The 14,748-nt window shown below is 46.3% G+C and carries 10 protein-coding genes and 1 pseudogene; 5 read left to right on the plus strand and 6 right to left on the minus strand.

The genetic code is table 11. From position 1 onward, the window contains the following. The first annotated feature begins 442 nt into the window (after positions 1 to 442). Complete coding sequence (locus RLO19_RS02865) at positions 443 to 685, plus strand: helix-turn-helix domain-containing protein (protein WP_446335819.1); 243 nt, start codon at positions 443 to 445, stop codon at positions 683 to 685. Positions 686 to 1,509: 824 nt separating this feature from the next. Continuing rightward, on the plus strand, positions 1,510 to 4,689 hold the full coding sequence (locus RLO19_RS02870) for a right-handed parallel beta-helix repeat-containing protein (RefSeq protein WP_446353671.1): 3,180 nt from the start codon (positions 1,510 to 1,512) through the stop codon (positions 4,687 to 4,689). Between the two features lie 374 nt (positions 4,690 to 5,063). Here RLO19_RS02870 and RLO19_RS02875 read toward each other — a convergent pair whose 3' ends face one another. The 3 genes from RLO19_RS02875 to RLO19_RS02885 all read right to left on the minus strand — a co-directional run bounded on the left by RLO19_RS02875 (position 5,064) and on the right by RLO19_RS02885 (position 8,056). Further along, the gene (locus RLO19_RS02875; protein WP_446353672.1) at positions 5,064 to 5,666 is read right to left on the minus strand and encodes a Uma2 family endonuclease; all 603 of its coding nucleotides are present in this window, start codon (positions 5,664 to 5,666) and stop codon (positions 5,064 to 5,066) included. Between the two features lie 55 nt (positions 5,667 to 5,721). Next, positions 5,722 to 6,777, minus strand: coding sequence for an S-methyl-5-thioribose-1-phosphate isomerase (gene mtnA / locus RLO19_RS02880; RefSeq protein WP_446353674.1), 1,056 nt, complete (start codon positions 6,775 to 6,777; stop codon positions 5,722 to 5,724). Between the two features lie 73 nt (positions 6,778 to 6,850). Then, positions 6,851 to 8,056: an NAD(P)/FAD-dependent oxidoreductase gene (locus RLO19_RS02885; RefSeq protein ID WP_446353676.1), complete on the minus strand. Its 1,206-nt coding sequence runs from the start codon at positions 8,054 to 8,056 to the stop codon at positions 6,851 to 6,853. A 316-nt stretch (positions 8,057 to 8,372) separates the two neighbouring features. Here RLO19_RS02885 and RLO19_RS02890 point away from each other — a divergent pair, with 316 nt between their 5' ends. Further along, positions 8,373 to 8,969 carry a TetR/AcrR family transcriptional regulator gene (locus RLO19_RS02890; RefSeq protein ID WP_446353678.1) on the plus strand — a complete coding sequence of 199 codons (597 nt, stop codon included), beginning with the start codon at positions 8,373 to 8,375 and terminating at the stop codon, positions 8,967 to 8,969. 168 nt (positions 8,970 to 9,137) lie between these two features. On the opposite strand, the gene RLO19_RS02895 is transcribed toward RLO19_RS02890, so the two are convergent. The 3 genes from RLO19_RS02895 to RLO19_RS02905 all read right to left on the minus strand — a co-directional run bounded on the left by RLO19_RS02895 (position 9,138) and on the right by RLO19_RS02905 (position 11,663). Further along, a complete protein-coding gene (locus RLO19_RS02895) occupies positions 9,138 to 10,088 on the minus strand; it encodes a DUF1517 domain-containing protein (protein WP_446353679.1) in 951 nt (316 codons plus the stop codon). A 277-nt stretch (positions 10,089 to 10,365) separates the two neighbouring features. Next, complete coding sequence (gene thiS, locus RLO19_RS02900; protein ID WP_446353681.1) at positions 10,366 to 10,587, minus strand: sulfur carrier protein ThiS; 222 nt, start codon at positions 10,585 to 10,587, stop codon at positions 10,366 to 10,368. After that, complete coding sequence (locus RLO19_RS02905; protein WP_446353683.1) at positions 10,584 to 11,663, minus strand: thiamine phosphate synthase; 1,080 nt, start codon at positions 11,661 to 11,663, stop codon at positions 10,584 to 10,586. Before RLO19_RS02905 ends, thiS begins: the two co-directional genes overlap by 4 nt. A gap of 184 nt (positions 11,664 to 11,847) precedes the next feature. On the opposite strand from RLO19_RS02905, the gene RLO19_RS02910 reads away from it, so the two are divergent. Both RLO19_RS02910 and RLO19_RS02915 read left to right on the plus strand, forming a co-directional pair. Then, complete coding sequence (locus RLO19_RS02910; protein ID WP_446353684.1) at positions 11,848 to 13,434, plus strand: DUF1565 domain-containing protein; 1,587 nt, start codon at positions 11,848 to 11,850, stop codon at positions 13,432 to 13,434. A 381-nt stretch (positions 13,435 to 13,815) separates the two neighbouring features. Then, a pseudogene (locus tag RLO19_RS02915) lies at positions 13,816 to 14,529 on the plus strand (2-dehydropantoate 2-reductase); the annotation flags it as partial. Positions 14,530 to 14,748 lie beyond the last annotated feature (219 nt).

Below are 14,748 nucleotides of genomic sequence, written 5' to 3' on the forward strand. Positions count from 1 at the left end.
TTGACTTGACTACAGCAAAAGGGAAACTGCAAAGCATCAACTGGAAGTATTTCGAGCCAATCTGGAAAGCTGACGGTTATACTTATGTCCACAAAGGAAAGAAATGTCCATTGATTTAACGATTAGAGGAATAGCGATCGCCCGTTATTTCAGGCAAGGCTTAAAAGTAGCTAGCCCAACCCCGCCGTGGAATCAATTCCACGGCTCATAGCTCAAGTCCATTGAAATGGACTCAAAGCCCCCTCAAGCTAGCCGCATCACCTGTTGCAGCATGAACTTTCAGCGTCTGGCGCTGTCTTGATCCCTACACTTTGTAGAAAACCAAGTTTGCTATACGCTTCATAGAGTGAGGAAGGAGAAACGAAACAGGAAAACTACCTCCAGGAAGTTTCCCCATCCATGCTTATGTTGTTTAACTCTACAAGTTGTAGAGTCACTTAAGATGGTAAACGATAGAAATCAAAATATCAACCCCAATGTGCCAAGCTTAAAAGAAATTCGCCTACGCTTGAGTTTGACCCAAGAGGAATTCGGGAAAGCACTAGGAATGGCAGCGAATACAATCAGCCGCCACGAACGGGGGCAACACAAAATTAGGTTTTCTGTGAGTCAGGTTAAACGCCTTAAGGAACTCCTAGAACAAGCGGGAATGTCAATCGACGACTTACCCGACGATATTGATTGAGGCGGTATCAGTACATCCGGTGTCTCAAGACTAGACAGCAACAGCGATAGAGTAAGACTAAGAGACGGTGTGCGATCGCGCTTTTTGGGGTGGAGAGTGCGATCGCGCCTCAATCCTGCCCACATTACACAACAACATGACTGTAGGGGCTTCCTGGCATACGCCCATCAAATTATCGGCTAGAACCGCAACCTTAGAGGGCGCAAGCCTTGCGCCCCTACCCAAATTGGATGCAATGTCACTCTTTAGCGCTAGAAGTTACCGCATCGGCACCGGGGAAACTTCAGTTTAAAGTGCGATCGCGCTATCATAGATGATTCATAGAATTTTCACATAAATCCAGCCATTCTTCATCAACGCTTATCCCAAAAGCCTCTGTGGAGCAGTTATGCTACTAGTTAAGACGATATACATCGCTTACTCCCAAGTTGCAATTAGTGTATCTCACTCCTTATCCCGTTCTCAGTGGATCGAGAACGGGATTTTCCATTTCAAGATGGTACCATTTTGATCAATCAAAAGGGATAGGGAGTTGGGATCAATAACAACGGACAAAGGAGGCATGACCAACGACCTGACCTAACTTTACAGAAACTTTATCGATTTATTATATAAACTTCATCGCAGCTACACACAACTCCGGCAAATTGCATCCATAATAAAAACATAGATGAAATCTTTTTCCCACCCTTGGACGAATCCCCTTTCGGGGATTTTTTTTTAGCAATGTAACTTAACAGAACTTCAAACTAGAATCCCCTTTACCGGATTCTCAAACCCAATACCTGTAAAAGGGGGTGACGATTGTAATCACCCTCTAATTAATGAAAATCTCCGCTCAAGCCCTCTGTGTTGGATTACTATTTTCTGGAGGGTTAACGTCCCCTGTCATCGCCCAAATGCCTGAGTCTGAAATCGATGCGCCACGTTTACCAACTCAGGGAACTGCCACAGATTTGAGAGTTTTACCCCGTATAGGCGGTGAGTTTACCACTGAAGGCGCAGGCTATCAAGACTCATTTTTTAGTCTGGAAGGCTTTGTTCCGATTACTCAGAATCCCGGAAGTACCCTAACTTTTCTAGAGGGACAATTACACCTGTTAACCGACTCCACGATGGGCGGCACTATCCTCCTCGGACAACGGTTCTACAATTCCTCTCAAAACCGGATTCTGGGAGGCTACCTTTCCTACGATACCCGTGATACAGGAAACAGCATCTTTCACCAAATTGGTGCGGGGTTTGAACGACTAGGAGAGGATTGGGATTTGCGAGTGAATGCTTATTTGCCAGTCGGTGAACGCCGCCAAAAGGTGGATGAGTCGTTCTCCCTGCGCGGATTTGGGCAGAATAATTTACTCCTCAATCATCGCCAGCACTTTGAAGCGGCGATGGCTGGATTTGATATTGAAGCGGGGGGACGGTTGTTGCGACTGGGGGAAGGAGATTTACGGGGATATGCGGGGGTTTATTATTACGGTGGGGAGGGAACCGATAATACTATTGGGATTCGAGGGCGCTTGGAAGCACATCCCACGGATTATCTGAATCTGGGCTTATCGGTGCAAACTGACCAAATTTTTGACACTCGGATTGTCCTTAGTTTAGGCGCAACCTTCCCCGGAACCCGCCCCCGTGGGGTTGAACCCGCTAACTCTTTGGCGCGTATGGGAGAATCGGTGGGACGTATTGCAACTATTATTGTCGATGAACAAACGGAAAATGGACAAGTCGCGGCGATAAACCCCCAAACCGGTCAACCTTGGCAGTTTCAGCATGTCACCTTGGGGATGAGTACGGGAAATGGTACGTTTGAAACGCCCTTTGGTACAGTGCAGAATGCATTGAGTGTGGCTGGGGCTAATGAGATTGTCTATGTACAGGTGGGTACAACTTCCCAGATGGAGGGTTTTCAGCTAGCTGATAGGGTAGCGGTACTCTCAGCAGGTTCAGTCCAACGGATTGATACTCAGCAACTGGGTACGGTGCAGTTACCTTTATCTGGAAGCGGTCAGTTTCCCACGGTTATGGGAACGGTGACCCTAGGCAATAATACCACCTTGACTGGGTTTGCGATCGCGAATGTCACCGGCAACGGTATCCAAGGCGCAAATATTGATAATGTCACGATTCAAGATAACCGCATCACTAACGCCACAGGACAAGGGATTAGTTTAATCGATGTCACCGGAACCAATGCAATTGCTCGTAATGTTATCACAAACACGGGTCAGCAGGGCATTTTTATTCAAGCTTCGGGAACCACTCAACAAGAACTCACCCTCGATAGTAACCAAATTCGTGATAGTGGCGCTCAAGGTGTTTTTATTCAAGCCTCCGGCGAGGTGCAACAGCAATTAACCGCAACCAATAATCAAATTAGTAATAGTGTTGGTCAAGGATTTTATCTGGCTGCTAATAATAATAGTCGCCAAACTTTTGAGGTTGTGAACACAAGCATTAGTAACACTGTCCTCGATGCAAATGGGGATGGGGGTCAAGGTGTTTTTATGCAAGCCAATGCCAGCGCCCAGCAAGTCTTAACCCTAGATACCTTAACGGTTACAGAAAGTGCAGGTCAAGGCATCTTTGTCGCGGCAAATGGGAATGGAGATGACCTAACCCAGCAATCTGTCCAAGATTTTAACCTCAGCAATGCCACCGTTAACGAAAGTACAGGACAGGGGGTTTTTATTGCGGCTAATAATAACAGTCAACAAACCTTTAATATTGATGCCAGTACAATTAACCAGACTCGCCTCGACAGTAATGGGGATGGGGGTCAAGGTGTCTTTATTCAGGGAAATAGCGTCGCGGTTCAAGACTTTACCCTCAACAGTACCACAGTTACCAATAGCGCTGGACAAGGTATTTTAATTGCTACTAATGGCGATGAAAATGACTTAACTGCCCAATCAAGACAGGAGTTTCAACTCAATAACACTCAAGTTAGTGATACCGTAGGTCAGGGTATTTTTATTGCCGCAAACAATAACAGTGAACAAGTCTTTAATCTCGACAGCAGCACGATTAGGAATGTTGGACTCGATGCCCAAGGCGAAGGCGGACAGGGGATTTTTGTGCAAGGTAACCGTTTGGCAGTCCAGGAGTTCCAGATTAATAGTCCCACGATAACTAATAATGCTGGACAGGGTATTTTTGTTGCCACGAATGGGGATGCAAACGACCTCAGTGTCCAGTCGCGCCAAGAGTTTGGTATCACAGATGCCCAGATTACTGATAGTACAGGTCAGGGTATTTTTATGAGTGCTAATAATAATGGTTCTCAAAAATTTGAGATTAAAGATAGTACAATTGATGGCACAAGCTTGAATGATCTAGACAGTGGGGGTCAAGCTGTTTTTGTCCAAGCTAATAGTATCGCTCAACAAGAATTCACGATTGATAATGTCCAAATTAGTGATAGTCAGGGTCAAGGTATTTTTGTCGCGGCGAATGGGGATGAAGAGAATCTAGAACAGCAATCTCAGCAACGGTTTCAGATTAGCAATGTTCAGATTAGTAATAGCACTGGGCAGGGGATTTTTATATCCGCAAATAATAATAGCAGACAAGAGTTTGATATTGAAACCAGTACAATTAGGGGTACAATTCCTACCAGTGGAACTGATGGGGGTCAGGGTATTTTTGTCCAGGGAAATGCTGTCGCGGTGCAGGATTATCGGATCAAGAATACTACGATTACCGATAATGTTGGTCAAGGTATCTTTTTGCAAGGGAATGGCAATGCTCAAACGATTGCTGATGTTGAGTTGACAATTTTGGATAAAAATGCTATCCCAGGATTTAATGCCGTACTCAATAGCGATCGCACGTTCTGCCTAGCCCTAACTGAGAATACCAGTACGACAGAGTTCCAGCTTCAGCGCAATGATGGCACATTCGAGGTCGTTAATCTCGATAATCTCCCTCAAAATAATACAGGAACCATTAATTTTGCCCCCAGCCAGGAAGATTTTACCCCCGTTCCCCAGTGTAATTGAAGGTAGAAGAGCAAACATCATATCCTATTGTAGGGGCGGGTTTAGCCGTTTAATTGACGGGTATACCGATAACTTATCAACAAAACCCGCCCTCTGGTCGTTTAGATTTGAGACAAAGGATGTAGCGTGCTTCTCAAGGGAGCAAGTAGAACGAATGACGAATAGCTATTTTGTCAAGATCAGTTTTGGATCAGAATAAAACTGCGTCAGAACTGATCTAGAATATCGTCTAGCTTATGAGCCAATATAAAAGTAGCAAGACTCCAGATGCAGTCATCAACCAAAAAACTCTGCCTGAAGGAGAAAAGCATACACCCTGATACTTGTCCTCAGCCTTTCACAGAAAGCGCTGAGGTTTTTCGTATGTTGCCACTTTAACGAGTGCGGATTGCTTGAATAAATTCGTTCACCGCATCGTACTGATCAGGATACGCAATGTAGCGCAACAACAGCGCCTTATCCAAATCGGGGAAAAATTGACTACGATTCACCTCTTCGTACTCCCCAGAAGCGCCCAGAGAGAATATTCTCATCTGATCAGATTTCCAGAACCAGACTTCAGGGACTCTTCTGGGTTTATACAAATCCCGTCTGTCGATAGTTCCACTGGTAACAATAATTTCGATAACAATATCAGGCGTTTCCTTATTGCTACCAATGCAATAAGATTCATCCGGTGTACCGGAGGCATATCCTGGCGATTCTAGCGTAAATCCACCACGCCTGTAAAATCGGATGCCCTTTTCTCTCATGTAAGCTTCTAACAGCAAGCTAAAAGTGCTTTTTATATTCTCATGAAATGCCCCAATCGGAGACATGATTTCCATTACCCCGGCTAAGTAAGTCAGTCTGACACCTTGATTATTCTGCAATTGGGTTTCGATAGCCTTGAACTGTTCCCAGGTAATATCGTGCAAAGTCACCAGTTTTTCGGCTAGGGGTGGTTTGGGTTGCTTGTCTAAAAGGGAGACATTCATGGCTTTTTCTGGCAAACAAGGTAATTTTAGGTAGGGTAAGCTGTCAACCCAACGATTAAGCCAACTGCTTCACGCGAAACTGCTGCAATTCCTCTGGACGCATCGCTCCTTTTTCGGTAATAATGGCTGAAATTAACTTCGCTGGCGTGACATCAAACGCCGGATTATAAAACTCCACACCCGTGGGACAAATCACCGTCTCACCAACTTGATAAATTTCCGAGGGATGGCGTTCTTCAATTGGAATTAAATCGCCTGTGGGTAACTCAAAATCAACTGTAGATAGGGGTGCGGCGACAAAGAAAGGAATATTATGGGCTTTGGCGAGTAATGCCACACTATAGGTGCCAATTTTATTCGCCGTATCCCCATTTGCCGCAATTCTGTCTGCACCCACCACCACGGCATCAATCAATCCCCGATTCATACAATGGGCTGCCATATTATCGGTAATCAACGTTACTGGGATTCCTTCTTGCACACATTCCCAAGCCGTCAGTTTTGCCCCTTGCAACCGGGGACGAGTTTCACAAGCATAGATTCTGGCTAACCGCTTCTCGCGCCAGGTTGAACGCACCACCCCCAAGGCGGTACCGTAGCCGGCTGTGGCTAGGGAACCAGCATTACAATAGGTAAGAATACATAATTTTTCTGGAGTCGCGGGCATCGCCGTCAACCCATGATCCCCGATCGCGTTACAGATCTGTAAATCTTCAACCTGAATCCCTTGGGCGGTTTCCAGGAGTGCGGTTTTTAAGTGATCCACTGAACCAATGGTTTCATGGGCAGTTTTCAACATCCGCGCGATCGCCCAAAATAGATTCACCGCTGTTGGGCGAGTTTGACGCAGGAGTTTGGCAACCTCTTCGAGTTCAGTTAAAAACGTCTCGCGATCGCCTGTTTTAATGTCTCGCGCCCCCAAGTACATCCCGTAAGCCGCCGCCACACCAATCGCCGGCGCCCCTCGGACTATCATGGTTCTAATTGCCCGTGCCATATCCTCACAGCACTTAATTTCAACGACGGCATAGTTTTGGGGTAAACGGGTTTGATCAATCAGTAGCACGCGATCGTCGCGCCAAACGATGGGATACACCGGATTGTTGGGCATAGTTACTAAGGGAGTTAACGAACCAGGGAAACTGAGTATAGTTTAACCTGCTTTGGTCTTTTGTCATTTGTCCTTACCCTTTAGCTTTCCACCATGATCTAATTTTTCGCATCAGGTAAACGATTAAGCTCTTGGAGAGTTTCTCAAATTTATAGTAAAACAGGATATCCATCATCTCTTGAGTCTCTAGAGGTGCCAGATAAGATACACCTTCATCAATTTTTTGGTCGCTTTCAATTAAATAGCGTTTCATGCCAATCTTTTCTGACAGATTCCAGCTCCGGGAAAATTTCTGATATATTTCTTTTTGATAATCCTGAAAACTGGCATATTCAGCCTTTAAATACTTCTGAATATGCTTACCAGCTATTTCGGCACAATCCATGGCATGTCGAATGCCTTCACCGCCCAAAAGGTTTACCATTGATACAGCATCCCCAATGGCAATAATGTTATCGCGATAGTAAATATCCTGAAGTCCGCTGGAATAATGTAGGGTTGACCCATGAATATCGATAATTTTATAGTCTTTGGCTTGTATATACTCGTGAATCAGTAAATCAATATAATATCGAATCGATTCCGTCTGCTTAATAAGTTTGTGATCCAACCGATAGGATGCCGCCCCCACCTTTAACCGAGGCTTCTCCATCGGAAATATCCAAGAATAGCCTTTTGGCATCCATTTATGCCCCAAGAAAAACCAGAGAGAATTAGCATACTTCTCATACTCATTGTCTGAGACTTCAATTAAATATTCAATCCCAGACGGCTTTAGGAACGCAGGTTTCTCGCTTTCTTTCCTATACATGACTGCTCTAGCTGGTCCTGTCGCATCCACCAGCACCTGGGTGGTGACAGTAATGGGTTCACCCCCTGGCGGCTTCAGTTCAACCAACGTCTCGCCCTGTTTTTGGGCATATTTTATATATCGATATCCCAGCCAAACGTCACCGCCACAAGATTTAACTTCATCAGCCAGGAATTTTCTCAACTTAGCGAAATTTAAGACAGCCCCTAAGGTTTGCGGAGAATCCCAATTTTGGGTTAAATTAGTGGTAACAATCACCAAATTCTGCCAAAAACTACCGACAACATCCTCAGGCAAGTCAAATTTTTCTAAGGTTTCTAATGGCGTAGCCGCACTCGAAAAATCATTTTTTTCAAAGGTTTCATGCTGCTCGACCAACAAAACATGATAACCGGATTTAGCTAACCACCTAGCACATTGTCCCCCGGCTGGACCTGCGCCAACTACGACAACATCGAAATTTCGCATACTATATTAGTAAAGGGTGTCATGAGTCCAGTCTCTCATACCAGGTTGCAATTTTAGCGGTAACGGTTAATTTTTTTTTGCAAAGGGTGAAGGTAAAACAGGCTTCCTTTCCATCTTGCTCCTTTACCCTGTCCATTTGTTACTGCTTTCAAAGAGGATTGGAAATCGGGGATGAGGAAACGTTAGATCCTCGATGATCAGTTGAACTATTACTCAGTCCTAAATGACAAACCTGATCCCTCCTTCTACCTTTAGGAGGGGACGTTTGGGCTGCAAAACGCCACTGAGTATCAAATGAACCATTCCATAATTATTTATGAAACCATCTAAACGTGAGCAAATTGCCCAAGCCGCTATGCAACTTTTTATCCAGCATGGCTACAGGGAAACAAGTATGGATCAGATAGCCACCGAGGCAGACGTATCTAAGCATACCATTTACAATCATTTTCACTCCAAAGAAGGATTGTTTATCGAATTGGTGGAACAGTTCATTGATGAGCAGTTTCAGCCAGAGTTTCAGTCTGAACTGTCTGATGAGCCAGCAATAGGGTTACGCAGACTGGCAGAGGCATTTCTATTGAAAATGAATAATCCAGAGTACGGGGCGTTTCTACGTTTATTGATTGCTGAATCTGGTCATTTTCCTCACTTGGCACAATTGTTTATCCGCCAAGTTATTGGGGAAGAAAGTCATAGTCTGAAGCAGTATTTTGAGTCCCATCCGGACTGGCAAATTCGTGATCCGGAGTTGACTGCTTATATTTTTTTGAGTTCTATGTCTTCCTTTATACTTTTTCAAGAAGTTATGCAAGGAAAGTCAATTTTGTCAATAGAACAAGACCGTTTAATTGACCAGTTAGTTGACTTGGTTTTATCGAACTCGGCTGTCCAAGTTTTATCACCGCCCTGAGACGAATGGTTTCCGTGATAAGTTTATCATTGGTCAAATTTAGCGGTTGAGAGTAGGGCGGGTTTCGTTGTTGAGTGTGAGGTTGGTTTACTCATTGAATCCCTAAACCCGCCCCTACATCTTCCCCTAAACCCGCCCCTACATCTTTGGCGTGCGATCGCGGGGGAGTTAAACCAGTTTCAGATCAGGATATTCCGCTAATACATCATCTGAGGTTAATGTATCGCCTTCGGCTTGGGGTGTCCAGAGGACTTCAATTGCCAATAAGCGCTCGCTTGACACACCACCTATCTGACGCAAGGCTTGACGCAAGTCATCAGAACTATTGATGGTGGGTAATTCCAGCTTCCCTTGTACGCCGGCTAAAAGGGTGACGATAATGTATTCACCGGGAGCTTGAGATTCAACCAAGGCTCCATTCCCTTCAACCGCTTTGGCAGTCCCTTGGCGCAGTTGACCCTCATAATTAGATAAGGTTTCTTCGGCAAATTTACTGCGTTCTGCTAAAGAGAGCTGATTAAACCGGGCTTCGGCGGCGTCTAAAGCAATTTGTTGGGATTGCGCTGCACCATACACCCAGTATTCAGGATGGCGTAGTAAGGCTAAAGTAGACTCTTGCAGCACTTGCGCTCGTCCTTGAGGTGAATCGGTATCAGCTTGTTGAGCTAACTCGTCAAGTTCCTGCTGAAGATTACGCGCACTGGCAAGTAAACCCACTTGCAAGCGTCCCACGGAAACCTTGGGATTGATTGTATTAGGGATATCATTTGCGCCCCCTTCACCCAGACGACGGAAAGACTGCACCAAGAAATTCGCGATCGCAAAGAAGATCAGAATCCCAAACAGACTACCCATACCACCGAAGCCGAAGAAGGGTAAGAGGAAGGGAAAACCAATTCCTCCCCCACCATATCCATAACCGCCACCGGGAGCGCGATATCCCCCACCAGGGCGAGAATAGGTACGACTGGGAGCGCGGAAGGAACCGCCACCAATTCTACCACCACTGCGAGCAGCTAAGGCGTCACTGGCATTCCCCAGGACTAAGGTAAAAATGAGACCAAAAACGAGCAGAGACTTTAAAAGGGGTTTGAGCTTTGAAAAAGGATGGTTACGCATAGGTTAATTAAGACTATCCCAACTGAGGTGAGTTTCCCACGGCTGACATTAGCCATGTGCAGTCTCTTCCCACTCCTGAATCTAAACTAAGCAAGACGAATCACCTCAAGCTGGGTGGGTATTACTGACTACACTTCCACTGTATCGTTCTCTTTCATTAGCTCAAACATCCTAAGAGTCGAGATTACCGATTCTTCATTTGTCAGGGAACAGGAAACAGGATAGTGTAGAGACGTAGCATGCTACGTCTCTACACCCCCCAGCTCCCCCAGCTCCCCTACCCACCACCGACAATCGTCACCACTTCTAGCTGATCCCCTTCCTTAATCTGAGTCGTTGACCAAAACTGGCGGTGGAGAATCTCACCATTGTACTCAACCGCCACTAAGCGCGGATTTAGGTCAAGCTGTTCCAAAAGCTGAGGCAATTTGGTGTCAGCCGCACAGGTACGGGATTCACCATTCACTTGTAGAGTAATTTGATCGCGAGTGTTGGTCATAATTGAGGAGTACCCGCTTCAATACGACGCAGGTTTTGTTCTTTGGTGAGTTGAGAGAGGAAATACTGGGTAACCAATGTCGGTTGTTCCGCTTGCATGATCGCCCGCACGATCGCGACTCTTTTTGCTCCCGCTCCTAAGACCTCATGAATATTATTCGGATCAATGCCACCGATGGCAAACCAGGGAATTGATGCCTTTTGTGCCGCGTACTGCACATAGTCTAAACCCGCCGCCGCTTTGCCGACTTTGGTGGGGGTTTCATATACAGGTCCTACGCCAATGTAATCGGCGCCTTCTGTAATTGCCCGTTGCATTTCGTCCGAATTTGTGGTAGAGCGACCAATAATCCGATGGGGTCCGAGGAGTTTTCTCGCTACAGCAATGGGCATATCCTGCTGTCCTAAATGAACGCCATCGGCATCAATCGCCAGAGCCAAATCCACGCGATCGTTCATAATAAACAATGCCCCGTAATGGTGGCACATCTGGCGCAGTTTCTGGGCTTGAGCGAGTCTGACCAAATCTTCAGCCCCCTTTTCCCGATACTGAACTAACGTCACTCCCCCTTGTAGCGCCGCTTCTACCGTGGGTAAGAGTTGGTCTGAGGGTAAGGTGACTAAATAAAGCTGCGATCGCTTCAGCAGTTGATAGCGGTGGTAGATGAGCAACTGACTCTCTAGGGTATAGACCCGATAGCGCATTTGTTTGCAAGCGGCTCCCATACTGGGACTATACAGTTTACCATATTCCTCTAGTACCCGTAAGGCTTCCTGAACCCGACAGAGGTTGGCTTGCAAAACTTGTTGGATATTGGCACGTTTTTCTTCCTGGGGATGAGACAGTTCCGTCCCTAGATCACCAGGCGTATCCCGCTCGGCGCGAATCTCTTGACTATGCCAACGGGCAAGTTCTTGGCGCATCTGTTTGCATTCACTTGCCATCTGCACGCTATTTAGACCAAAGCGACACCACTCTTCGATAATCCGTAAGCCTTCTCTGGCTCGGTCTAAATTCGCATCTAAAATCCGGCAAACTGCTGGTTCTTGACCCATCCAACCGTTGTACCCGCTCATCGCCAACTGCTCCACGTTATTTCTTATCCTAACAGGGTGACGGCTTTTATTTCTTGACCGAGTATGATGTGGTTCATAAGTGTTGGAAATTTTCCATAATTGTAGAACTGTTGTTGATTCGTTATTCTAATGCAACTAAGTACAGTAAACTCAAAACATGAGGTTGAGATTCACAGCGCCGGAAATGATTAAGCCCTACCCAATTAAACAGTTTCGCCACCCACACTTAGTCCGGTGTGGGTTCGGTGCCCTTGCTGTGGTTTCTCTCGGCTGCATCACCCTGACTCCTCTGGGTTTGCCCCAAGCTATGGCACAGTTAACCTTGATTCCCCAGGGACTTGTTGCCCAGAATCAGCAAGACACCCCACTGTTGTTGGTCAACCCCATGACTGGGGATGATATTAATGGTAATGGTAATATGGATTCCCCGTTCAAAACCATTGCCAAAGCTTTACAAGTGGCTCAACCGGATACGGTGATTAGATTAGCGCCCGGTATCTATAGTGCCCAAACTGGCGAAACCTTTCCCTTAATTTTGCCCCCCGGCGTCACGTTGCAAGGGAATCCCCGAACTAGAGGGGAGAATATTATTATCCAAGGGGGAGGTTTATTTGAGAGTCCCACCCCATCCCAGCAGAATATTACTATTCTGGCAGCTAACCCCGCTACAGTAACCGGGGTGACGATTACTAATCCCAATCCTCAAGGGTATGGGTTATGGATTGAATCAAGTTCACCGATGGTGGTGGATAATACCTTTACAGAAAATACCAGCGCCGCAATTGTGGTGAAGGGAAATAGTGCGCCAACCATTCGCAGCAATTACTTTTATAACAATGGTGGCGAGGGTATTCTCGTGGCGGGGACATTACAGGCAGATGTGCGGGAAAATGTGTTTATTGATCGGGATAACCCTAGCTTGGAATTGAGTCGCAACCTTGCCTCAACCCTAGCTGAATCCCCCACAACTCCGAGTATTCCAGAAACTGAATCGGTATCTGAACCCGTTGAAACCACGGCGAATCCTTCCCCAACTCCGAGTATTCCAGAAACGGAATCGGAACCTCAACCCGTTGAAACCACGGCGAATCCTTCCCCAACTCCTGAACAGGTTTCCCCCATCGTTGAACCCGATAGGAGTATCTCCCAGTTAGAAATACTCCCCACCACATTCCCCTCAAACGGAACAACCCTATCGGCGGCGAATCCCAAAGAATTAACCGAGACTCAACCCGCAGCCATGGCTCAAACAGCCCTATCCCCCTCAACCTATTCCATTTCCGCCGCGTCTTTTCCGGTTCCCTCTAGTCTCCAGTCTCAAGAGAAGCCCACGAATCCAGCGACAGCCGCAACTGTTCCCCAGCTCATCAATATTTCTGTCCCCTCGCCAACCCAGACAGAGATACCCGATAAATCCACACCAGCCGCCTCTGAACCTGAAGCTGAAATAGGAGATGTCACGGTTAATTCTCCAGAGTTCCCCAGCCGGGATTCTGTTCCCGTACTCAATAGCAACAATCCACCCGCTATTCCCCAGGAACAGCCCCCAAAAACCCTACAGGGAGGGCGCTATCGGGTATTAGTCGCCGCCAAAACTGACGATCAACAAACCTTGGTGCGATCGCTCATTCCTGGATCATTCCGTACTTCTTACAATGGGACATTGATGATGCAAGTGGGATTATTTAGTAGCCGCGAAAATGCCCAACAGATTCTGGATTTGCTTAAGGAGCAGGGATTAACCGTTAGGATAGAAACCCTTCAGGACTAGAATAGCACCGACTTAAGCGAGGTTCGTCGTTGCACTTTCTAATGTTAGTTGAATTCGTCGGCAGGCTATCCAAAAAGATTTAGTATTAATCCGCTAACACAACGGATAGCGGTAAGCTATCCATATTAAAACGTCAGCTTGAAGATTAAAAGTTTTATTTATATCAGGAGGGTGGTGGAAACAAAGGTAGCTGACTGGGGAGTGATGCTTCCTCTTCTGTTGCGGATTGGAGTTGGGGTTAGGGGATGAAGGGGAAAAGGAAAGTGCGATCGCGCCTTTGCTTCCCCAGACATTCCCAGGATGCCAGACTTAGGGTAGATTGGGTAAACAGGACTCAAACCCTTACCAAGGACAAAAGACTATTATCCAGGGATTCAGCCGATGGGAAGAGATTACGCCGTGATTGGCACAGGCGCGATCGGAGGTTTTTACGGCGCTTGCTTGCAAAAAGCTGGACTCGATGTCCATTTTCTCCTCCGGCGCGATTATGACTATGTGAAAGAGCATGGTTTGGCAATTTCGTCAACCTTCGGAGACTTTACCTTACCCCAGGTGAATGCCTACAACCATGTCAAAGATATGCCCCCAAGTGATGTCGTATTAATCGCCCTAAAAACCACCCAAAATCATCTCCTTCCTCACCTGCTTCCGCCTCTTATCAAACCTGGAACCGTAGTTCTCACCTTGCAAAATGGCTTAGGGATTGAACCTGAAATTGCTGCCATAGTTGGGGAAACCGTGGAAGTTTTAGGGGGACTCTGCTTTGTCTGTTCAAATAAAATTGGTTTGGGTCAAATTCATCACCTTGATTATGGTCAAATCCAGCTCGGCGCATACAGCAAAAACCACCAACCCCGAGGAATTACCCCAACAATGCGTCAGATTGCGGCTGACTTTGAGCAAGCCAATATTCCGATTCAGCTTTCTGAGAATTTACTGCTTTCCCGTTGGCAGAAATTGGTGTGGAATATTCCCTATAATGGTCTATCTGTCGTATTAGATGCCACAACTGATGCAATTATGAAGGATAGTCATGGGTATCAGATGACGGAACAACTGATGCGAGAAGTTGTAGCCGGGGCGGCGGGGTATGGTTTACAGATAAACTGAAGTTCCCCCAGCAAAAAAAATGAAACTGCCTCACTGTGCGGCTTTGCGCGATTTTTTAGCCGCCCTACATGGGTACAATCGCTGAAACCTTGATGTAGCGTGGGTTTCAACCGATCTCTTGTCATATTGCAAAAATAGCGCGATCGCGCTATTTTTGCAAGTGCTACATGGGTACGATATTTGAGGGTTTTAGCGCTCAAACCC

It is taken from the genome of Coleofasciculus sp. G2-EDA-02, from assembly GCF_040226375.1.
Classification (GTDB): Bacteria; Cyanobacteriota; Cyanobacteriia; order Cyanobacteriales; family Coleofasciculaceae; genus Coleofasciculus.

Excerpts from the sequence above, each read along its gene's own strand:
- RLO19_RS02865 (WP_446335819.1), top strand. The coding sequence starts at position 443 with ATGGTAAACGATAGAAATCAAAATATCAACCCCAATGTGCCAAGCTTA.
- RLO19_RS02870 (WP_446353671.1), top strand. The coding sequence starts at position 1,510 with ATGAAAATCTCCGCTCAAGCCCTCTGTGTTGGATTACTATTTTCTGGA.
- RLO19_RS02875 (WP_446353672.1), bottom strand. The coding sequence starts at position 5,666 with ATGAATGTCTCCCTTTTAGACAAGCAACCCAAACCACCCCTAGCCGAA.
- mtnA (WP_446353674.1), bottom strand. The coding sequence starts at position 6,777 with ATGCCCAACAATCCGGTGTATCCCATCGTTTGGCGCGACGATCGCGTG.
- RLO19_RS02885 (WP_446353676.1), bottom strand. The coding sequence starts at position 8,056 with ATGCGAAATTTCGATGTTGTCGTAGTTGGCGCAGGTCCAGCCGGGGGA.
- RLO19_RS02890 (WP_446353678.1), top strand. The coding sequence starts at position 8,373 with ATGAAACCATCTAAACGTGAGCAAATTGCCCAAGCCGCTATGCAACTT.
- RLO19_RS02895 (WP_446353679.1), bottom strand. The coding sequence starts at position 10,088 with ATGCGTAACCATCCTTTTTCAAAGCTCAAACCCCTTTTAAAGTCTCTG.
- thiS (WP_446353681.1), bottom strand. The coding sequence starts at position 10,587 with ATGACCAACACTCGCGATCAAATTACTCTACAAGTGAATGGTGAATCC.
- RLO19_RS02905 (WP_446353683.1), bottom strand. The coding sequence starts at position 11,663 with ATGAGCGGGTACAACGGTTGGATGGGTCAAGAACCAGCAGTTTGCCGG.
- RLO19_RS02910 (WP_446353684.1), top strand. The coding sequence starts at position 11,848 with ATGATTAAGCCCTACCCAATTAAACAGTTTCGCCACCCACACTTAGTC.